18 protein-coding genes are annotated in these 21947 nt (G+C 56.0%); 17 read left to right on the plus strand and 1 reads right to left on the minus strand.

The genetic code is table 11. The features are described from left to right. Nucleotides 1-14: 14 nt before the first annotated feature. Nucleotides 15-431, plus strand: a complete 417-nt coding sequence (locus tag ACNSOI_RS09070; RefSeq protein WP_058089618.1) for a helix-turn-helix domain-containing protein — start codon at nucleotides 15-17, stop codon at nucleotides 429-431. An 18-nt stretch (nucleotides 432-449) separates the two neighbouring features. Here ACNSOI_RS09070 and galU read toward each other — a convergent pair whose 3' ends face one another. Continuing rightward, nucleotides 450-1286, minus strand: a complete 837-nt coding sequence (gene galU, locus ACNSOI_RS09075; RefSeq protein ID WP_061331053.1) for a UTP--glucose-1-phosphate uridylyltransferase GalU — start codon at nucleotides 1284-1286, stop codon at nucleotides 450-452. A gap of 317 nt (nucleotides 1287-1603) precedes the next feature. Here galU and ACNSOI_RS09080 point away from each other — a divergent pair, with 317 nt between their 5' ends. The 16 genes from ACNSOI_RS09080 (at nucleotide 1604) to ACNSOI_RS09155 (ending at nucleotide 21928) form a co-directional block, all read left to right on the plus strand. Further along, complete coding sequence (locus ACNSOI_RS09080; protein WP_286255290.1) at nucleotides 1604-2812, plus strand: ShlB/FhaC/HecB family hemolysin secretion/activation protein; 1209 nt, start codon at nucleotides 1604-1606, stop codon at nucleotides 2810-2812. 89 nt (nucleotides 2813-2901) lie between these two features. After that, complete coding sequence (locus ACNSOI_RS09085) at nucleotides 2902-4440, plus strand: glucan biosynthesis protein G (RefSeq protein WP_420195619.1); 1539 nt, start codon at nucleotides 2902-2904, stop codon at nucleotides 4438-4440. Between the two features lie 13 nt (nucleotides 4441-4453). Further along, a complete protein-coding gene (locus ACNSOI_RS09090; RefSeq protein WP_420195620.1) occupies nucleotides 4454-4717 on the plus strand; it encodes a hypothetical protein in 264 nt (87 codons plus the stop codon). Continuing rightward, nucleotides 4704-6818: a glucans biosynthesis glucosyltransferase MdoH gene (gene mdoH / locus ACNSOI_RS09095; protein WP_420195621.1), complete on the plus strand. Its 2115-nt coding sequence runs from the start codon at nucleotides 4704-4706 to the stop codon at nucleotides 6816-6818. The genes ACNSOI_RS09090 and mdoH overlap by 14 nt, the downstream gene beginning before the upstream one ends. A gap of 78 nt (nucleotides 6819-6896) precedes the next feature. Next, nucleotides 6897-7577 (plus strand): GntR family transcriptional regulator, encoded by a 681-nt coding sequence (locus tag ACNSOI_RS09100; RefSeq protein WP_058089623.1) that lies wholly within the window; start codon nucleotides 6897-6899, stop codon nucleotides 7575-7577. A gap of 18 nt (nucleotides 7578-7595) precedes the next feature. Further along, entirely contained in the window at nucleotides 7596-8480 is an 885-nt protein-coding gene (gene prpB / locus ACNSOI_RS09105) for a methylisocitrate lyase (RefSeq protein WP_072677459.1), read from the plus strand. 263 nt (nucleotides 8481-8743) lie between these two features. Then, the gene (prpC, locus tag ACNSOI_RS09110) at nucleotides 8744-9877 is read left to right on the plus strand and encodes a bifunctional 2-methylcitrate synthase/citrate synthase (RefSeq protein WP_061331058.1); all 1134 of its coding nucleotides are present in this window, start codon (nucleotides 8744-8746) and stop codon (nucleotides 9875-9877) included. Between the two features lie 5 nt (nucleotides 9878-9882). Next, nucleotides 9883-12507 (plus strand): Fe/S-dependent 2-methylisocitrate dehydratase AcnD, encoded by a 2625-nt coding sequence (gene acnD, locus ACNSOI_RS09115; protein ID WP_420195622.1) that lies wholly within the window; start codon nucleotides 9883-9885, stop codon nucleotides 12505-12507. Between the two features lie 163 nt (nucleotides 12508-12670). Continuing rightward, complete coding sequence (prpF, locus tag ACNSOI_RS09120) at nucleotides 12671-13849, plus strand: 2-methylaconitate cis-trans isomerase PrpF (protein ID WP_420195623.1); 1179 nt, start codon at nucleotides 12671-12673, stop codon at nucleotides 13847-13849. Nucleotides 13850-14054: 205 nt separating this feature from the next. Then, nucleotides 14055-14990 (plus strand): PEP-CTERM sorting domain-containing protein, encoded by a 936-nt coding sequence (locus tag ACNSOI_RS09125; protein WP_420195624.1) that lies wholly within the window; start codon nucleotides 14055-14057, stop codon nucleotides 14988-14990. 175 nt (nucleotides 14991-15165) lie between these two features. After that, nucleotides 15166-15876: a PEP-CTERM sorting domain-containing protein gene (locus tag ACNSOI_RS09130; protein WP_420195625.1), complete on the plus strand. Its 711-nt coding sequence runs from the start codon at nucleotides 15166-15168 to the stop codon at nucleotides 15874-15876. Between the two features lie 184 nt (nucleotides 15877-16060). Further along, nucleotides 16061-17473 carry a TIGR03013 family XrtA/PEP-CTERM system glycosyltransferase gene (locus tag ACNSOI_RS09135; protein WP_420195626.1) on the plus strand — a complete coding sequence of 471 codons (1413 nt, stop codon included), beginning with the start codon at nucleotides 16061-16063 and terminating at the stop codon, nucleotides 17471-17473. A gap of 64 nt (nucleotides 17474-17537) precedes the next feature. Then, complete coding sequence (locus ACNSOI_RS09140; protein ID WP_420195627.1) at nucleotides 17538-18182, plus strand: XrtA/PEP-CTERM system exopolysaccharide export protein; 645 nt, start codon at nucleotides 17538-17540, stop codon at nucleotides 18180-18182. A 41-nt stretch (nucleotides 18183-18223) separates the two neighbouring features. Further along, nucleotides 18224-19741: an XrtA system polysaccharide chain length determinant gene (locus tag ACNSOI_RS09145; protein WP_420195628.1), complete on the plus strand. Its 1518-nt coding sequence runs from the start codon at nucleotides 18224-18226 to the stop codon at nucleotides 19739-19741. Beyond that, the gene (locus ACNSOI_RS09150; protein WP_420195629.1) at nucleotides 19741-20643 is read left to right on the plus strand and encodes a polysaccharide biosynthesis protein; all 903 of its coding nucleotides are present in this window, start codon (nucleotides 19741-19743) and stop codon (nucleotides 20641-20643) included. The genes ACNSOI_RS09145 and ACNSOI_RS09150 overlap by 1 nt, the downstream gene beginning before the upstream one ends. A gap of 16 nt (nucleotides 20644-20659) precedes the next feature. Beyond that, nucleotides 20660-21928: an outer membrane beta-barrel protein gene (locus ACNSOI_RS09155; RefSeq protein WP_420195630.1), complete on the plus strand. Its 1269-nt coding sequence runs from the start codon at nucleotides 20660-20662 to the stop codon at nucleotides 21926-21928. The last annotated feature ends 19 nt before the right edge of the window (nucleotides 21929-21947 follow it).

Genomic DNA, 21947 nt, shown 5'->3' on the forward strand with positions numbered 1-21947 from the left:
AGGGACACTGAGCTATGCGGTACCTGCAGTCCTTTCATCGCCGCTTGCGGCAACTCCGGCAGACCGGGCAGCTGTCTTTGGCGGATGTGGCCAATATGTGCGGAGTGGACGAAGCCCGGGTAGGCAGCTGGGAGGCCACAGATCCCAAGCAACGGAGCTATCCGGGCGTCAGTGAACTGCTGGATGTGTGTCTGAAAACCGAAACGCCGTTGGATCAACTGCTGGATATGGATGATGGCGGTGACAGCGGTCAGCTGGAGTTGCCGGGGCTGGCGTTCAGTAACAGCGATGATTTGTCTGTCGCGTTGAAAGAGCTGGAACGGGAGCTGAACCGATTGCAGCTATCAGAGGAAGAGTTGGAACTGCTGCGCCGGTTCCGCAAGGCAACCGCGGAAAACCGGCGCATGGTCCTTCAGCTGCTGGGGCGTTAACCGCCCCGGTAAGCCAGGTTACTTGCCTTTTTTGTAGATATTCTCGTAAACGTAGTTGGTGGCTTCCACAAAGCCGTCAATGCTGCCGCAGTCAAAGCGCTGGCCCTTGAACTGGTACGCCAGCACGCAACCGTTCTTCGCCTGCTCCAGCAGTGCATCGGTAATCTGGACCTCGCCGTTCTTGCCCGGAGGGGTGCGTTCGATAATATCGAAGATATCCGGTGTCAGAATGTATCGGCCAATGATGGCGAGGTTGCTGGGCGCATCTTCCGGGGCAGGCTTTTCAACCATATCGGTAATGCGGTAGAGGCCATCTTTCATGGATTCGCCGGCAATAACGCCATACTTGTGGGTTTCATCCTGCGGCACTTCTTCGATGGCCACAATGGAGCAGCGGAACTGGTTGTACAGTTTCACCATCTGCGCCAGAACACCGTCCTCGCCTTCCGGCCCCACACAGAAGTCATCAGCCAGCACCACCGCGAATGGGTTGTCACCCACCAGGTTGCGGCCAGTCAGAATGGCATGCCCCAGGCCTTTCATCTCGTTCTGACGGGTGAAAGCAAATGTGTTGTTGGTGATCAGGTCGCGAATGGAGGTTAGCAGGCCTTCTTTTCCGGTTCCGGCAATCTGGTGCTCCAACTCGTAGCTGATGTCGAAGTGATCCTCGATGGCACGCTTGCCGCGGCCCGTTACGAAACCGAACTCGTGGATTCCGGCTTCGGCAGCTTCCTCTACGCCGTACTGAACCAGCGGCTTGTTAACGATTGGCAGGATCTCTTTCGGCATAGCCTTGGTGGCCGGGAGAAAGCGGGTGCCGTAGCCGGCTACCGGGAAAAGGCACTTTTTGATCATGGTGTTCATCCTTAGTTTGAATCTTGCATGCTGGGAGCCGTCCCACAAAGTGTGCCAAGTGTAACCAAGTTGTTTCGCGAGTTGGAGGATTTCATTTCTGAATGTTGATTGTTGGTAATTCTGTGACCTGTTTCCTACTTCCGCTGAGCGATTGAAATATCTCGAAAATAGTTTCAGTTGGCTCACTAAAGCACTGATTTAAGTAAACATTAAAATTGTAAAATTATGATGACAAGGGTGGTTGCCCGGCTCTCCATAATTTAAAGTGGCAAAGCTTCAGCACATTTACACGATCTTGACACTTCTACGGGTACTGAATGGCACATCCGCTGGTCGCAAAACGGCACGGCCCTCAACTGAGCTCCATTGCACTGTTTTCGTGCGCACTGGCTGTATTTTCGGTGCAGGGGGGTGCCAGCGAGCTTTCACTCTCCGAGCAGAATGCTCTCAGCACCCAGGAAGCCCTGTTTGCTCAGGACCGTTTGAAAGCCACCCGCGAGCATTGGCTACGGTCGAAATTCGAGTTTTCAGGACGTACCAACGACGATTCAGATCGCCTTGACGGCACGCTGAACCTTGGGTTGAAGAATATGTTCGGTGAAAGTCATCGGGCTGATCTTCGATACGCGGACTCCAAGACTTATCGAGTCAGTAACGAGCGCAAGGTCCTTGGGTTTGGCTATGGCTTGCCGGTGGGGCGCAACCAGCTGAGAATGGAGCTGACCAACACCGCCTATGATGAAGTGTCGAGGGTTGAGGGGGCCCGCTATCAGAAGGCCGGCCGAATTCGCGACGTGGCCGTAACCGGAAGCCGGCCGCTGTTCTCCGTCAGCGGTTACAGTATCCGGGGGCGGGCAGGGTATAACTCTGTAACCCGTTCGTGGACCCGGCAGAGCGATGAAAACCACAGAAATCACTACGAGGTATCCACCCTGGGCTTTGAAGCCCTGGGGCGCCATGACCTGGTGGGCGGCTTCAGTCTCTCCAGTGGATTCAGGGCTGTCACTGGCATTGAGACAGAGGCGGAACGCACGGCGGTTGGTTATCAGGATTCCCAGGACGATCAGTTCGGGCGAATGTTGTTTACGGCGTCCCTGGACCGGGAAATGCTGGACTGGCAATGGGATCTTGAAGGGCAATATCAAATTGCTTCTGCGGACATTCCCGGATCTCACCGTCTGCAGGTTGCTGGCTCAGCGCTTTCGACGGGTTTTAGCGGCCAATCCCTGAGTGTGGCGGAGGGTGGCTGGCTGCGGCTCGGTAGCCGCAGCCCCACCTTTAACGTGCCGTTTTTCCCCCAAATGCTGTCCAGTGTCAGGCTGTCGGTGCTGCGGGGCTGGGTTCCCGACGTATCGTTCCAGCAGGACCAGTCGGGCCACGTCACCTCCGGGGAGCTGTCCCTCGGCCTTTCTGCCCGCAAGTTCAGTGCCGATGTCAGCGTTGGCCGGGTACTTGGAACAACCACCGAAGCCATTGTCGTTCCAGACCACCCGGATGTGCGACTTTCCATGAGCTTAAAAATATAGTGTCTGATCGCTTACGAAGTTGTCACTTGTAGATTCCCTCCGCCCTGATGCTAGATTGAAGTAATCACCCGTGGACTGAGGAAGGATCTATGCGCTCAGGGACAGTATGGCTTGTGGTTCTGGGTTTGATGTCATTCACCACAGTGACGGCAGCCGAGTTCCGGTTTGAGGACGTGGTGGAGCAGGCTCGTGAACGGGCTGGTTCAGCTTACCAGGCTCCCGACACCATCCCGGATTTTATGCGGAATCTCAGCTATCAGGACTATCAGTCGATCCGGTTTGATCCCGAGAAAAACCTGTGGAAAGAGGCGTCATCGAAGTTTCAGGTAATGCTTGTTCCGGCCGGGAAGTTCTACACGCGCCCGGTCAATATATACGTTGTGGATGCCGAAGGTGTCAGCAAGCTGGAATTCGATAAAAGCCTGTTCAACATGCCCGATAGTGAGTTGAGCAAGCGGGTACCCGCAGATCTCGGTTACGCCGGCTTCAAACTAACCTTTCCTTTCGATGGCCCGGACATCGCCAACCAGTTTCTGGTTTTTGCCGGGGCCAGCTACTTCCGGGGTGTCAGCAAGGACACCGCCTTTGGTTTGTCGGCCCGAGGTGTGGCGGTTGACACCGGATTGCCTTCTGGTGAGCAGTTTCCTGACTTCACAGACTTCTGGCTGGTGCGCCCTGCACGTAACAGCGAAGAGATGCGGGTTTACGCCCTGCTTGATGGTCCGTCACTGACCGGGGCCTACCAGTTTACGGTCTATCCAGGAGAAGAGACCCGACTTGATGTGAAAGCCAGGCTGTTTATCCGTGACGACATTGAATTGCTCGGACTGGCCCCGCTTACCTCCATGTTCTTTTATGGTGAGAATACTCCGCGACCTGACGGCGAGTGGCGACCGCAAGTACACGACTCCGATGGCCTGCTCATTCACGACGGCGAATCCGGAGAGTGGCTATGGCGCCCACTTATCAATCCCAAAAGACTTGCCACGAGTTTCCATCAGACCAGTCGCATTGCCGGATTCGGGCTGATACAGCGAGATACAGAATTCCGCCATTTTGAAGATCTGGAAGCCCGTTACGAGCGCCGTCCCAGTGCCTGGGTTTCGATGGACGATGACTGGGGAGCGGGTGACGTTGTCTTGGTGGAAATCCCGACCGACGATGAAACCAACGACAATATAGTGGCGTTCTGGAGTCCCGACGATAAGGTTATCGGTGGGGCAGAGCGGTCGCTTGAGTATTCCATGACATTCGGTGGGCCAGATGTTGCCCGCCATCCGGGCGGGAAGGCTGTCAATACGTTCATCGGCGCCGGTGATCGCATTGGCGGTGGTGATCAGTCCGGTGCTTACCGTGTTCTGGTGGACTTTGCAGGCGGCCAGCTTGCAGACATCGAGCCCGATGCACCGGTGGTCAGCAAGGTCTCAGGTGGCGATGGTGTCGAGGTTCTCGAGCATTTTGTTGAATGGGTGCAGCCCGAGAATAAGTGGCGCCTGTCGATATTAGCGAGGCCTGCGAAAGACAGTATTCTGCAGTTGCGCGGTTATCTGGAGTTAGATGACCAGGTGGTCACCGAAACCTGGACTTACTCATTACCGCCAGGTGTCGGTCCGGGAAGTCAGCGATAACAGGGGGAACGGTATGGATGCCATGAACCAGTATCGGTTACTCGGGCGCCTGCTTGTGTACCTTGAAGCCTGTGGGTTGGAATTGAATACCGCCACGTTCGACACCGCCCTTAAGATGCTCTCGGATTTACAGCAGTCGGCCGCACAGCCTGAGGATTTTGGCTGGCTCCTTGAACGCATTCCTCATTACTTCCGGATTGCGGAGGACGCACTGCCCAAGGTTGCCCCACCATTCCAGCGTGGCAGTATCGGGTACTACGCTCATGGCTCATCCTGAACAAAAGTGCAGAACGTGGCGTCTGCGGGCAGCGGTCAGGCGGTGTGTGCTGATCTTGCTGGTTGGCGGCCAGACCCTGATTGCCGGCAATTTGCTTCTGCAGGTGCTGCCTTACCATGGGGGCACGCCCGTGGAAGTCGGTATCGTCCTTCTTTTCGCCCTGTTGTACGTCTGGATTTCGTTTGGTTTCTGGATGGCGGTATACGGCTTTGTTCTCCGGTTGTTGGGTGGTGACCGACACTCCCTGATTAACCGCCATTCCTCCCCTGAAATTGACGCAGCGCCGCTTTCCCGGACGGCTGTGGTAATGCCGATCTATCACGAGCCGGTGAGTTGGACTCTGGAAGGCCTCAAGGCCATGTACCGGGATCTTGAGCGCAGCGGAGAGCTCGACCAGTTTGATTTCTTTATCCTGTCGGACAGCCAGGACCCTGAGGTCTGGCTGGAGGAGCAGGCCGCCTGGTACCGGTTGGTAACAGAGCTGGGGGCAGAAGGGAGGATTTTTTACCGTAGACGTCGGGTTAACCTGAACTTCAAAAGCGGTAATGTCGCAGATTTCCTGCGTCGCTGGGGTCGAGGGTATGAATATATGGTTGTTCTGGATGCAGACAGCCTGTTAGCCGGCGACACAATCAGGAAAATGGTTCGTTTGATGAACCTTGAGCCAAGGGTTGGCATCCTGCAAAGCGCACCGACAGTGATTAACGGCCAGTCGGCTTTCGCCAGAATTCAACAGTTCGCCAGCAGGCTCTACTCGCCGTTGTTTGCCGCCGGGCTGGCGGCCATACAGATGGGCGATGCGGTCTTCTGGGGCCACAACGCGATCATTCGCGTGGCGCCATTCATGTCTCACTGTGGGTTGCGTAAGTTGTCAGGGTCTGGCATCTGGCGCGGGCCGATCATGAGCCACGATTTCGTGGAAGCGGCGTTTCTGGGGCGGGCCGGATACGAAGTGTGGCTGGAACCGACGTTGGCCCATAGCTATGAAGAATCCCCTCCAACACTGGATGATGAGCTTGCCCGGGATCAGCGTTGGTCGAAGGGAAATCTGCAGCATGTCTTTCTTATGCTGCTGGCACCGAAGCTCCGAATGGCTCACCGTCTGGCGTTCCTGAACGGCATCATGGCTTACGCGGCCTCGCCGTTGTGGCTGGCCTTTCTGGTGTTGACCACGATTGCCGCCGTACAGCTTACCCTGGCTCCGATAGATTACTTCCCGGACGGTCATGAAAGTCTTTTCCCTCTATGGCCCGAGTGGCGGCCCGAGTGGGCGATTCTCCTTGTGACCAGTACGCTGGCCCTTCTTTTTTTACCAAAGTTTCTGGCCGTTGCGGATGTCGTCCTGAAAGGCGAATTGAGAAGGTATGGAGGGGGGGCGCGCCTTTTGATCAGTGTTTTTCTGGAGATCATGGTTTCCGTGCTCCTGGCGCCCATCCGGATGTTGGCCCATAGCCGATTCGTTGTCTCGGCACTGTTAAACCTCCGACTGGGCTGGGCGGCCCAGAACCGAACAGAAGAGATTCGCTGGCGGGATGCGCTGGTACAGCATCTGCCAGGTTTTCTGGTTGGTGGTGGTTGGTCATTGTTCGCGATGGCACTCGACCCTATGTTTTTCTATTGGTCCTTGCCTGTTTCGGTACCGCTGATACTGGCGGCACCAACGACGGTCTGGCTGAGTCGGATCAGCAAAGGAGAAGCTCTGGGGCGATATCACCTGTTACAGATACCAGACACCCTGACCCCGATCCCGTTACTGGAAGACGCACGGAAGTTGCGAGAACGGCTGTCCGTGGATCAGCAACTGACACCGTTGGAGCGGGCGATCATTGTGCCGCCGGCTAACCGCCTTCATCGGCACCTTGCCCGGCCCAAGGCCCGGGGGGCGAAACGGGCATCGATAGATGCGGCCGTCGTACAATGCGTGAAATCCGGCTACCCGACGATGGATAAGAAGGCGCTTTCTCTTGCCCTGGAGGATGCCCAGGCTCTTGCTGACTTGCATAAATGTGCCTGGAATGCTCCGGTTTCGTCGTTCTGGGGCGCACGCGTACAGGCGTTTGTAGAAAGGCGACTCAACCAGACTGTAGACAATACGACTTAAGATAGAGGTTCTATTGTTGACAATCCGGGTTGTTGGGCGTAATTTCACCAGCATCACTCATTGGATTGTTAACAAAACATGGTTCAAGCTCCGGCCCAAGTACATACTCGTGCAGATGAAGCCTTTGATTGTCTGCAAACCGCCATCGTGATGGGTGACCTTGCGCCCGGTGAAAAGATCGGCGAAGTCGAACTCTGCTCCCGCTTTAATCTCACCCGTGGTCCCCTGAGAGAGGCGCTTGGCCGCCTTGAGTCCCGTGGTTTGCTGGTGCGCCGGCCCCATGCTGGTGTGAAAGTGGTATCTGTCAGTGCTGAAGAGCTGCTGGAGCTGTACCGAATTCGTGAAGTTATGGAAGGGTTGGCTGCCCGCCAGGCCGCCGAACGGATGACCGATGAGGAAATCCGCGACCTGAAAGCTACACTGGATAGTCACGAGAAAATGATTGAAGAAGCCCAGGGCCAGGCCTATTACCAGGCCGAGGGTGACTACGATTTCCACCACCGGATTGCCACCGGCAGCCGCAACACCAAGCTGGCCCAGATGCTGCTGGGTGATCTGTATTACATGGTGCGCATGTACCGTTACCGGTTAAGCACCTCCGCCGGGCGCCCACACATGGCGCTGGGTGAACACCGCCGTATCGTCGAAGCCATTGCCCAGCGCGATGGCGAACTCGCCGAATTCCTTATGAAAAGACACATCAATGCCGCACGCCAGAATATCGAACAAAAGATTCAGCAAGGCGTGTTAACAATCTGATCCAAGAGGTAATGTCCCATGGCTAACCAACTCTCCCCGGGCGCTCGTTTCCGCAAGGCCCTGAAAGAAAACCAACCACTTCAGATCGTTGGTACCATCAACGCATACACCGCCATGATGGCGGAGCGGGTAGGGCACCAGGCCATCTATTTGTCGGGTGGTGGCGTCGCCAACGCCTCCTATGGCCTGCCGGATCTGGGCATGACCACTATGAACGACGTTGTTGAAGACGTGCGCCGCATCACTGCCGCCACAGAAGTGCCGCTGCTGGTCGATATCGACACCGGCTGGGGTGGCGCGTTCAACATCGGCCGCACCATTCGTGAAATGGAACGCGCCGGCGCTGCGGCTGTGCATATTGAAGACCAGGTTGCCCAGAAGCGCTGCGGCCACCGTCCGAACAAAGAGATTGTGTCCAAAGAAGAGATGGTCGACCGCATCAAGGCTGCTGCCGATGCCCGCCAGGACAAAGACTTCTTCATCATGGCCCGCACCGACGCCTTCCAGAAAGAAGGCCTGGAAGCCGCCATCGACCGCGCCAAAGCCTGCATCGAAGCTGGTGCCGACGGCATCTTCGCCGAAGCCGTTCACGAACTGAGCGACTACAAAGCCTTCGCAGAAGCCATCGACGCCCCGATCCTGGCCAACATCACCGAATTCGGCGCCACACCGCTGTACAACCGCTCCGAACTGGCCGAAGCCGGCGCCGCCATGGTTCTGTACCCCCTGAGCGCCTTCCGCGCCATGAACAAAGCCGCCCTGGCCGTGTACCAGAACATCCTGGAAAAAGGCGACCAGAAAGACGTGGTAGACCTGATGCAAACCCGAATGGAACTGTACGATTTCCTCAACTACCACGACTTCGAACAAAAGCTGGACCAGCTGTTTGCTCAGAAGAAGTAAGGGGTCTGTCCCCGAACGGGGACTGACCCCACTTTGGAACAGCTGACTCCACAGTAAAGGGTCTGTCCCCGAATGGGGACTGACCCACCTTGGAACAGCAGACTCCGGAGTAAGGGGTCTGTCCCCGCATGGGGACTGACCCCATTTTGGAACAGCTGACTCCGGAGAATGACCGAGGTAAAAGTGGGTCAGTCCCCGTTCGGGGACAGACCCGGTGGGGTCAGACTCATTAACAGAAAAATCAGAAACAACGGGAGACCAACATGGCTGAAGCAAAGAAACTTAGTGGCGCAGGCCTGCGAGGCCAGGTAGCTGGCGAAACCGCGCTTTGTACCGTCGGCAAAACCGGCACCGGCTTGACCTACCGCGGCTACGACGTAACCGATCTCGCCGCCAACGCCCAGTTCGAAGAAGTAGCCTACCTGCTACTACGCGGCAAACTGCCGAACCAGGCCGAGCTGGACGCCTACAAAGCCAAGCTCAAAAGCCTGCGCAACCTGCCAGACGCCCTGAAACTGGTGCTTGAGCAAATCCCCAAAGACGCTCACCCCATGGACGTGATGCGTACCGGCTGCTCCATGCTGGGCAACCTGGAAACCGAGCAGGACTTCAGCGAGCAGGACGACAAGATCGATCGCATGCTGGCCACCTTCCCGGCCATCATCACTTACTGGTACCGCTTCGCCCACGAAGGCGTGCGCATCGACACCGCCAACAGCGAATGCGACTCCATCGGCGGCCTCTTCCTGGAACTGCTGCACGGCAAGAAGCCCAGCGAGCTGCACGAGCGGGTAATGAACGTGTCCCTGATTCTGTATGCGGAGCACGAGTTCAACGCCTCCACCTTTACCGCCCGCGTTTGTGCCTCCACGCTGTCTGATATCCACAGCTGCGTAACCGGCGCCATCGGCTCCCTGCGTGGCCCGCTGCACGGCGGTGCCAACGAAGCGGCCATGGAACTGATCCAGCGTTTCCAGACGCCGGAAGAGGCCGAAGCCGGCCTGATGGGCATGCTGGAACGCAAAGAGAAAATCATGGGCTTCGGACACGCCATTTACAAAGAGTCCGACCCGCGCAACGCCATCATCAAGCAATGGTCCGAGAAACTGGCGAAAGAAGTAGGCGACACTGTGCTGTACCCGGTTTCTGTGCGTTGTGAAGAAGTCATGTGGCGCGAGAAGAAACTGTTCTGCAACGCCGACTTCTTCCATGCATCTGCTTATCACTTCATGGGCATCCCCACCGAACTGTTCACACCCATCTTCGTGATGTCCCGGGTATCCGGCTGGACCGCCCATGTGAAAGAGCAACGCGCCAACAACCGCATCATCCGCCCGAGCGCGGACTACACTGGTCCTGAGCATCAGGATTGGTTGCCGATTGAAGAGCGGAGCTGATTATTATGAACACCGAATTCAGAAAACCCCTTCCAGGCACCGACCTGGAATACTACGACACCCGCCAGGCGGTGGAGGCTATCCAGCCCGGCGCCTACGCCAAGCTGCCGTACACCTCCAAGATCCTGGCTGAGCAGCTGGTTCGCCGCTGCGACAAGGAATCCCTTACCGATTCCCTGAAGCAGCTGATTGAACGCCGTCGCGACCTGGACTTCCCCTGGTACCCGGCGCGGGTAGTGTGCCACGACATCCTCGGCCAGACTGCCCTGGTGGACCTGGCCGGGCTGCGTGACGCCATCGCAGAGAAGGGCGGAGACCCCGCCAAAGTGAACCCGGTGGTACAAACCCAGTTGATCGTGGATCACTCCCTGGCCGTTGAGGCTCCCGGCTTTGACCCGGACGCGTTTGAAAAGAACCGCGCCATCGAAGACCGCCGCAATGAAGACCGGTTCCACTTCATCAACTGGACCCGCACCGCGTTCAAGAACGTAGACGTGATTCCAGCCGGTAACGGCATCATGCACCAGATCAACCTGGAGAAAATGTCTCCGGTGATCCAGAACCGCCCGGACGAAGACGGTCATCCGATTGCCTTCCCGGACACCTGCGTGGGCACCGATAGCCATACCCCGCACATTGATGCCTTGGGCGTTATCGCCGTGGGCGTGGGTGGCCTGGAAGCGGAAACCGTGATGCTGGGCCGTCCGTCCATGATGCGCCTGCCGGATATCGTGGGTGTGAAGCTGACTGGCAAGCGCCAGCCGGGCATCACTGCCACCGATATCGTGCTGGCCATTACCGAATTCCTGCGTAAGGAGCGCGTGGTTGGCGCCTATCTGGAATTCTTCGGAGAAGGTGCGTCCAGCCTCACCATCGGTGACCGTGCCACCATTTCCAACATGACTCCGGAATACGGTGCCACCGCTGCGATGTTCTACATCGACGAGCAAACCATCGACTACCTGAAACTGACCGGCCGTGAGCCAGAGCAGGTAGACTTGGTAGAGAAGTACGCCAGAGAAACCGGCCTGTGGGCCACGGAAATGACCGAAGCCCAGTACGAGCGCGTGCTGGAGTTTGATCTGTCTACCGTGGTGCGAAACGTGGCTGGCCCGTCCAACCCGCATCGCCGCGTAGCCACTTCCGATCTGCACGACCGTGGCATTGCCGTTAACCTGGACAAGGCCTTGGAAGAAGAGAAGAAGGGCCTGATGCCCGATGGCGCGGTGATCATCGCCGCGATCACTTCCTGTACCAACACCTCCAACCCCCGCAACGTGGTGGCTGCAGGCCTGCTGGCCAAGAAAGCCAACGAGCTGGGGCTGGTGCGCAAGCCATGGGTGAAGTCTTCCTTCGCGCCGGGCTCCAAAGTGGCCCGCCTGTACCTGGAAGAAGCCGGCCTGCTGCCGGAACTGGAAAAGCTGGGCTTCGGTATCGTTGCCTACGCCTGTACCACCTGTAACGGTATGTCTGGTGCCCTGGACCCGAAAATCCAGCAGGAAATCATCGACCGCGACTTGTACTCAACAGCGGTGCTGTCTGGCAACCGTAACTTCGACGGCCGGATTCACCCCTACGCGAAACAGGCCTTCCTCGCATCGCCGCCATTGGTTGTCGCCTACGCCATCGCCGGTACCGTGCGTTTCGATATCGAGCGCGATGCCTTGGGCTACGACAAGGATGGCAAGCCGGTCACCCTGAAAGATCTGTGGCCGTCCGACGAAGAAATCGACCGCATTGTGGGCGAATTCGTGAAACCAGAGCAGTTCAAGCAGGTGTACATCCCGATGTTCAACCTGGATGCTGCCGAGCAGGCCAAGAGCCCTCTTTACGAGTGGCGCCCGCAGTCCACCTACATCCGCCGCCCGCCGTACTGGGAAGGCACCATGGCTGCTGAGCGGGAACTCAAGGGCATGCGCCCGCTGGCGATCCTGCCGGACAACATCACCACCGACCATCTGTCGCCGTCCAACGCCATCATGATGGACTCGGCAGCCGGTGAGTACCTGCACAAGATGGGCCTGCCGGAGGAAGACTTTAACTCCTACGCCACCCATCGTGGTGACCACCTGACCGCCCAGCGCGCGACTCTGGCCAACCCGAAACTGTTCAACGAAATGGTTCGGGACGAGAACGGCGAAGTAGTGCAGGGCTCCCTGGCACGTGTTGAGCCGGAAGGCAAAACCATGCGCATGTGGGAAGCCATTGAAACCTACATGGAGCGCAAGCAGCCGCTGATCATCGTGGCCGGCGCCGACTATGGCCAGGGTTCTTCCCGTGACTGGGCGGCGAAGGGCGTTGCTCTGGCGGGCGTGGAAGCGATTGTGGCCGAAGGCTTCGAACGCATTCACCGCACCAACCTCATCGGCATGGGCGTCATGCCCCTCCAGTTCGAGGAAGGCACCACCCGCCACACCCTGCAGCTGGACGGCACCGAAACCTACGATGTGGAAGGCAAGGCTGCACCGGGAGCCAAACTGGAACTGGTGATTCACCGCAAGACCGGCGAAGTGGACCGTGTTCCGGTGATCTGCCGCTTGGATACAGCAGAAGAAGTCACCGTGTACACCGCAGGCGGTGTACTGCAGCGCTTCGCGCAGGATTTCCTCGCTTCTGAAGGTGCTGCGTAACCAGGCGGCGAGGGAAATAGTCTGACCCCGAGCGCTGATTTTAGGGGTCTGACCCCGTACGGGGTCAGACCCCACTTTGGATCCAAACTCCGAACCTAAGGGGTCTGACCCCGCATGGGGTCAGACCCCACTTTAGAACCAGACTCCAAACCCGAGGCACACCATGAGCTTCCCCCCACAAATCAAAGTCCCCGCCACCTACATGCGTGGCGGCACCAGCAAAGGCGTGTTCTTTCGCCTGCAAGACCTGCCGGAGCCCTGCCAGGTGCCCGGCGAAGCACGGGACAAGCTGCTGCTGCGAGTCATCGGCAGCCCCGATCCCTATGAAAAGCAGATCGACGGCCTGGGCAATGCCACCTCCAGTACCAGTAAAACGGTCATCCTTGCAGCGCCCACCCAACCAGACCACGATGTGGACTATCTGTTCGGCCAGGTCTCCATCGACAAACCGTTCGTGGACTGGAGCGGCAACTGCGGCAACCTGACTGCTGCGGTAGGCGCTTTCGCCATCAACGGCGGCTTTGTCGCCAAAGACCGCATTCCAGACAACGGTATCTGTACCGTGCGTATCTGGCAGGCCAACATCCAGAAAACCATCGTGGCCCACGTACCCATCACCAACGGTGAAGTACAGGAAACCGGTGATTTCGAACTGGATGGGGTGACCTTCCCGGCTGCTGAGGTAAAGATCGAATTCATGGACCCGGCGGATGGCGAAGGTGCCATGTTCCCCACCGGGAATCTGGTGGACGATCTGGACGTACCGGGCGTCGGCACCCTGAAAGCCACGATGATCAACGCCGGTATACCGACCATCTTCATAAATGCGGAAGACATCGGCTATAAAGGCACCGAGCTGCAGAACGATATCAACAGCGACCCCAAAGCGCTGGCGATGTTTGAGACCATTCGTGCCCATGGCGCGGTAAAGATGGGGCTGATCAAGGACGTTGCCGAAGCGGCCAACCGCCAACACACGCCAAAAGTGGCGTTTGTAGCCAAGCCGGTGGATTACGTCTCGTCCAGTGGCAAGCAGATCAACGCGGCGGACATCGACGTGCTGGTTCGCGCCCTGTCTATGGGCAAACTGCACCACGCCATGATGGGCACCGCTGCCGTGGCCATTGCCACTGCTTCCGCCATTCCCGGAACCCTGGTGAACCTGGCGGCCGGCGGTGGAGACCGCACGGAAGTCACCTTTGGCCACCCCTCCGGAACCCTGGGCGTGGGGGCGGAAGCCAAAGAAGTAAACGGCCAGTGGACCGCCACCAAAGCCATCATGAGCCGCAGCGCGCGGATTATCATGGAAGGCTGGGTGAGGGTGCCCGGCGACTGTTTCTGATCCGTTACAGTCAGACCTGTGAGGTGTTGAAGGATTTTACACATTCCTGATGCACCTCCGGTTTTTCCCTTCTGAAGTTATTCTATCTCCCTGATATTTAAAGCCTGACGTGGAACTGGACAGTTAATTGCTGTACGGACCGCTTGGCCGGTGGTTATAAGCGCCGACCAACTACGCGGATTTTTATCTAAAGGGAGATTAGACAGTGAATCGTATTCCTGAATCATTCAAAAAGCCGGCACTGCTGGCAGGCTGCGCAGCCCTGACACTTGCTTTCTCGGCAACGACATTGGCGGCACCGATCATCATGGAAGGTGATTATGTTCGTACCGCCATCAGCGACAACGGCACATTGGGCTATGGTGGCACCACGTCCCCAGGATTGCTGCACGACCCAAGCGGTACACGCAGCTGGGGCGCAGAGGACTATCTGACGCCTGGCAGTCCCTGGGAAATGTTCGGTGTAAAGGCCGATCAGTTCGGTAACGTGCACAATAACAATGACTGGCCCAGCAGCATTGGCTCCACCAATCTGACAGATATCAGCGGTGGTTCCGCCTTCGATAATCACGTGCTTTGGAGCGGAACCTACGGTGGGATGTTCAATATCACCCACGAATACATCTTCAATGACAACTACGAGCGCATTGATATCCTGACCTCCATCGAGGCCCTGACTGACCTGACCGGCCTGAAGTTCCTGCGGGCGATTGATCCAGACCCCGATGTAAACACCTACGGCAGTTTCAACACCATCAATACCCGAGGCGGAGCGGGCATTGCCGAGGAAGACTTTGTAAACTCCCAGGGCGCCCAGACCGGCCTGACCCTTGGCTTGTACACAAACTCTTCTATTGAGCATAACACCGGTATCACCTCGTCCTGGAGCAATGACCCGGATACCTACCTGGCTGGCCAGAACGACGGCGATGGCGATAACGTCATAGGCCTGGCGTTCAACATTGGCAACCTGTTCCAGGGTGACCTGGTCAAGCTGAGCTACTCCTACGTGATGGGTGAAACCCTCGACAACGTCGACATTCCGGACGAGCCGGTGGTGAGTGTTCCTGAGCCGGGGACGTTGGCTTTGTTCGGTCTTGGGTTGGCAGGGATTGTTGGCGTACGTCGCCGGTTTCGGTAACAGCTGCAAGGCGGGGCTCTGAGTGCGGGGCCTCGTCGCAGACTTTAGTGTTGTCGGATTATTTTACATCTCGCGTTTCTTGATGATTTTAAGATATTGAAATATAAGGATTAAGCTTCTTGGCATGATGTGTGCTGCACTAGGTTGTACACATCAAGCATGGAGCTACACCGATATGAATAAGTTAAATCTTGCATTGGCAACAGGAATGTTGGCTTGCACCTCAGTGACTATCAGCGCAGCGCCGATACTTAGTATCAGCGGTGAAGGCATGGCGGCAGCGCAAGCTGCTGAAACAGCATTTTTTAGCAAATTGAACGCGGGCTACATCACTGAGGACTTTGACTCCGGTTACACCGTAGGTGCTCAGTCCACTACCGTAAACTCGTTGGCGGGTGTTGGTTCGTTCACGATGGATCTCGCTGGTTCAGGCGGTGCATGCAATACGGCACCATATTCCTGTGCAGGCGGGTTGGCAGTTTTGGATAGCGGCAGCTCGCCGTTCGCCGGTCGTTTTGATGTTTCGCCTGATAATTGGCTCGATAGCATGGATGCCCAGGAGATGACCATCTCGCCGGCGGCAGGCTACACCGCAATCGGATTCTTCATGACTGATCCCAATGATGCGGGTGGGCGTTTTTCCATTGGCGGTGTCGACTTCCTTTTCGGTGATATTTTTGGTCAAGCTCTGGGGAATGGCCAGATCTTCTACCTGAGCATTTTTGACTCCGAGGGGCTTGGTGACATCACGATCTACTCCAATAACGTTAACGATGGCTACGGTATTGACAACGTAACTGTTGGTACCGTACCCGAGCCCGGAACACTTGCGCTCTTTGGACTCGGTTTACTGGGTCTTGGCATGGCACGTTACAAGCGCAAGTAAGTTTAGTTGATTGAAATCACACGCCCTCCATACGTCGGGAGGCGTGTGATTTGTTTCATAGTGTAAGCGTCTGTGTAAAAATGTTATTGAAGTTGTGATGTTTTGCACTACACTCTTGTTCACAACTAGTTGTAGGCGCATGGGATGCGTTTAGTTTTTATTGTGAGCATCACAAGGAGTTGGCGTGGCCCACGTCAGATTGTTCAGGCACTACGTACATTTACCCTTCGTACTTTTAGGTCTAATCGACCTCGCTGTTTTGTTGTGCGCATTTTTGGTTGCGGTATTTCTCCGTTTCTTCGGCGACATCGATTTCCTCGTACAACACCTCACGTATGTTCTTCCGTCTGCGCTAGTTTTCGGGCTGATTATTCTGTTGGTGATGGTTTCCTTGGGGGTCCATCAAGCGCGTGTGGAAGAAGGCATGTCTGGCATGATGCTGCGAACCATCATGGCCATGATACTTGCGATCCCTATCCACGGATTTGCCTACTTCGTTGCGGACGACTGGCTTTGGTACCTTGGCAGTTTCGGTTTACTGACATCTGCGACAGTATTGGCGATCTTCTCGTTGGGGATTGTACGGGTAGTGTTCTTTGCTCTGGTTGGTAAAGAGGCGTTCAAACGTCGAGTCCTGGTATTGGGTGCCGGGCACCGTGCAAGGCAGTTGCTGGAAGATCTGACTACTCCCTTCAACCGCAAAGGTTTTACTCTTGATGGCTTTGTGCCTCTGCCAGACGAGCCAATTGAAGTGTCGGATGAGCACTTGATCAATTTGCCCACCTCACTCCAAGAGTACGTTCTTCGCCACCCTGTGCGTGAGATCGTTGTGGCGGTGGATGACCGCCGGCGGGGGCTGCCAATGGAAGACCTTCTGGAATGCAAAATGGAAGGTGTCAGCATTATTGACGGTGCCAGTTTCTACGAGCGGGAATCCCGAAAGGTGGCCCTGGAGATGATCAGCCATGGCTGGCTGGTGTTCTCGGATGGCTTCTCCGTGTCATCGGTCTACGGTACCGGAAAGCGAACGCTCGATATTCTCGCCGCAGGCACATTGTTGCTTGCCACGTTTCCGATCATGATTCTCACCGCGATAGCTATCAAGCTGGAAGACGGCTTTAAGGCCCCGGTTATCTACAGCCAGGAGCGGGTGGGGCTGAATAACAAAGTCTTCAAGGTTCATAAGTTCCGCTCGATGATTACCGATGCTGAAAAAGACGGAGCCGTGTGGGCAAAAAAGAACGATACCCGGGTAACTCGGGTTGGCGAGTTTATCCGGAAAGTCAGAATTGATGAGCTGCCACAGATCTTTAACGTGCTTAACGGCACCATGGCGTTTGTGGGGCCAAGGCCGGAGCGCCCGGTGTTTGTGGAGCGGCTGTCCGAAAAAATTCCGTTTTACTCGGAGCGACACCGAGTAAAGCCGGGCCTCACGGGCTGGGCGCAGCTATGCTTTGCTTATGCCGATAACGAGGAAGACACCCGGGAAAAGCTTCGTTACGACCTTTACTACATCAAGAATCAGAGTTTGCTTCTTGATCTGTTGGTTATAATTCAGACAGTAGAAGTGGTATTGTTCAAAAAAGGATCAAGGTAGTTTCGGGAGTAAGCTGTTCCCGAAACATGGAATGCAGCATGGACCTCACAAGAGAGGGTATACGATGTCACGGAAGTATCTCACCCAAGGGCTGTTTGTGTCCTTCATGGCGGTAGCTTTGGCAACAGGTTGCGCTGGGCCGTCCGCATCTTCTCCTGACAAGATTCAGCGAGCACTTTCACTGGATACCCGCGACAGTGTGGACCAGTACATACTCGGTGCTACGGACGTTGTCCGGGTGTCTGTGTGGCGTAACGATGACCTGAGTATCTCTGTGCCTGTGCGCCCGGACGGCAAGATATCCGTACCGCTGGTTGGCGATGTCCAGGCCAGTGGCAGAACGCCTGAGGAGCTGGCCAGCTCAATCCGTGCATCCTTGGCCGAATACATACGCGAACCACAGGTAAGCGTGGTGGTGACTTCCATGGGCAGCCATGAGTTCACCGACCGGGTGCGCGTGACCGGCGCTGTGCGCCAGCCTGTGTCTATTCCCCATCGCAGTGGTATGACCGTGCTGGATATGTTTCTCAATGCTGGCGGCGCCAACGAGTTTGCTGCCCTTAACAGGTCCATGCTTTACCGCAAGGTAGGCAACGAGGTAGTTGCTATCCCGGTGAAGCTGGACGACATCCTGAGCAAGGGCCAGGTTGAAACCAATTACTCCATGCGCCCGGGCGACATCCTGACCATCCCGGAACGCAGTTTCTGACAGACGTTGTCTGAACCATTGGTCTCGAATCGAGTGTAGTTATGGCATTACCGTTATCGCAGTTACCACAGGAAATTATTCGCGAGGTGCGCAAGCACAAGGGGCTGGCCTTTCTCCTGTTTCTGGCGGTCAGCTTCGTGGTGCTCGGAGCGGGATTTGTGTGGCCCTATAAGTATCAGGCCGACACCATCATCTTCGTGGATGATCGCAACATTATTGGCCCACTGATGGAAGGGCGCGCTGTAACAACTAAAATCAACGACCGGAGTTCAGCAGCCCGAGAACTCCTTATGAGTCGTAACCTGATAGAGCGTGTTGCAACTGACCCGGAGGTTTTCAGAAATGCCTCCATGGAATCGGATGCTGTGGAGGGTCGTATTGGGCGTATTCGAGGTGGACTGTCTGTCCGACCAAGGGGCGACAGCTATTTCAGTATCGGCTTCTCATCGACTTCCCAAATGGAAGCCTTCCGGGTAGCTCAAAAGCTGGGCCAGGTGTTTATCGAAGAAACGAAGGAAAGGAAACGCTTTGAAAGCAGGAATGCCTACGACTTCATTGATAAGCAGGTTAAAAGCTACGAGCAGCAACTTGCACAGGCAGAAAACCGCCTGAAGCGCTTCCTTTCTGAGAATACAGACGGTACCGAGTCGGAAGCGAATTCCCGAATGGCGCAATTGCGCAATCAGCTGGAGCTGGCAGAGCTGGAAAAGGAAGAGCTGCAGACCCGAGTAGGATCTCTACAGGGGCAACTGAACCGCATCCGCCCGACCATTCGCCAGGGCCGAACCCAGGATGCCTTTCGAGACCGCATCAGGGCATTGGAAGAGCGCTTGGATTCCCTCCGGCTCCAGTATCACGATACTTATCCGGATATTGTCATAACCCAGGAGCAGTTATCTGAATTGAAGCGGCAACGGGACCTTGCCGCCGCACAGCAAACGGACACCTCATCACTGGAGGGTGAGGAAGCAGTCAATCCTTTGTATCAGGAACTTAGCGCTGCTCTTTCTAAAACCCGAGCCGACATGGCGACGATTGATACTCGCATAAATTCGCTGCAGAGACTGATGGAACAGCAGACGTTGCGTATGGAGCGTATTCAGGCCAACAAAGCCCAGTATTCAGAGCTGACCCGTGACATGGAAGTAAACCGTGAAATTTACGACGACCTGCTCAAGCGTCGTGAGAAAGCGCGGGTGTCCATGCATCTGGACATCGAAGGGCAGGGATTAAATTACCGGATCAACGAAGCCGCGCAATTCCCCCGTTCTCCAACCGGCCCGCAGTTTTCAATGTTTGCTACAGCTGGATTGTTGTTGGGGCTTGCGGCTCCGTTTGGCGCCGTAGCAGGTTTACTTCAGATAGACCCCAGAATTCGGGCCAGACGGCAGCTGGAAGATGACATCGGGTTGCCGGTCCTTATCGAGATACCAGAGGCAAGAACGCCCTACGAGAAACGTCGAGACAGAAAGGTAACGATGGTGGTCGGCGTGTTTGTCGTTCTTACGGCAGCGGTGTACATCGGCATCGTTGTGCTCGCCGAAATGGGAGTGATCTGATGTCAGAGCAACGAAGCGATCAACCCGAACTGGATCCGAATGATGTGACGGATCAAGGCCAGGCCACCAGACAAAGCTCCACGGAGGACGAGGAGCATTCGTTTTGGCTGAAACGCAAGGAGCGGCTGAAGCAGGAGTTGGGGCATTACGACGAAGACGATTCGCGTATGCTTGTGCCAAGTTCCCTAGAGCTTGGTCCCGGTGCTGTCGACAAGTATGTCATCAGTAAACAGATCGTCCGTATGCTAGAGCCCAGACGGCTTACTCCGGATGATCTTGATGAACGTCGTATTATTTACCCGGAATCACGCAACCGTGCCCTGGTTAACCGCTTCCGGGATTTGCGGACCAAGCTGTTAGAGCTGTCTGGTGGCAACAACTTTACTCTGGTTGTCAGCGGCGCCTGTTCAGGCGCGGGATCATCCTTTGTGGCCCTTAACCTGGCAGCCGCCTTTGCCTTTGACCAGGCGAAAACTGCCCTGATTATCGACTGCAACCTCCGGGAGCCATCCCTTCATACAACACTGGACGTTTTGCCAGAAACCGGCCTGACCGACTTCCTGGATGACCCGGACTACGACATCTCCAGAATTCTGTACCCGACCGGTATACCGCGATTGAGGCTGATTCCGGCAGGCAGCCGCAGGGAAACGCCATCAGAATTCTTTACCTCTTTCCGGATGAAGCAGTTCCTGCAGGCCATACGCCGTCGATACCCGGATCGCTTCATCGTTCTGGATACCGCGCCCATTTCCGAATCCCCCGACGCAAGGATACTGACTGAATTGTGTGACTACGCGATGTTGGTGGTACCTCATGGCAAGATCACGGCAACAACCGCAGAACACGCTGCAACAGCATTTAACCCGGATAAATTTGTGGGAGCGGTGATCAATGGCTAACCAACAGGGAGCAGGGATGCTCCAACGCAAAGCGCTAGTCACCGGACTCTTGGCAGCGTGTTTGGGTGCTGCTGCCAGCGCCACCCATGCCAACACGGAAATCAGTGCCGGCCTTGATAGCCGTTTTACTGACAATGCCCGAAAGGCAAGCTCCAACGAAACCAGCGATATCGAAACCCGGGCCTACGTGACCGCAGGCTACCGAAGCGACCCCGGCCGTTGTAACGCTGACTTCTCGGGAACCTTGGGATATTCCTACTGGCATGACAGCACATTCGATAATGAAGCTTACGGCGAAATGGACTTTAACGGTGATTGCGAACTCGCCAATCGGCTGTACTGGGATGTCAGCAACAATCTCCGGGAAGTAAGCCAGGACGGCCGACAGAGCGATACCCCGGACAACCGGACCAGAAAAAACGTCTTCAGCACCGGCCCTAGATACCTGATTCGACTGAGCGACACCAACTGGCTCAACCTATCTGGCCGTTATGAAAATACAGAATTCAATGAACCCGAAGAGACTGACAGCGAGCGCTATGTGGGTACGGCCGCCTGGAACCATTTGTTCAGCCAGACGCTGACCGGCGGGCTAAGCGGCTCTTTCAGTCGCACAGAGTACGATACCGGTGCAGAGGTGGATGTAAAAACGGCGCGGGTTACCTTCGCAAAAACCTGGGCAACCACTCAGATGTCTGGCTCGTTGGGTGTCAGCGAAATCGAAACCCGCTTTGGGAATACCACCCAAACCAGTGATGGCCTGGTGGGCGAGCTTGAGATAAATCGCAAAGTTACGGAAAGCTTGGACTGGTATCTAAGAGGTGCTCGAGAGCTGACAGACCGTACTTCAAGTTTTGACTTCCGGTTCGAGGAGTTTGAATTCAACCTCCGAGACAGTATTTCCGTAGAAACCACCACGGTATCCACGGGATTCGATCAGCGCTTTTCAAACCGATCCACCTTGAATATGAACTTCTATGCAAGCCAGGCCGATTACCTGCAATCGCCAGAGCGAGAGGACAGATCCGGCCTGAATGCCCGGTATTCCCGGCCAATCACCGAGCGGGTTAGCGGTTATGTAGGGGGTGGCTTTAACTACACCAAATTCCAGAGCGACCAGGTTGACGACCGGCAGCTGCGTTTGGAGGTTGGTGCGGATTACCAGGCCTCCCGTGATATGAGCCTGGTTGCGAAAGTGGGGCACGAGAACAAAACCAGCGATGAGTCTAATCGTGAGTTCGATGAGAACTGGATACTGGTGGGATTGGAATACCGTTTTCGTTAACGGCTACAGGATGTTTTTG

It is taken from the genome of Marinobacter sp. GH_1 (genome assembly GCF_048595985.1).
Taxonomy (GTDB): domain Bacteria; phylum Pseudomonadota; class Gammaproteobacteria; order Pseudomonadales; family Oleiphilaceae; genus Marinobacter; species Marinobacter shengliensis.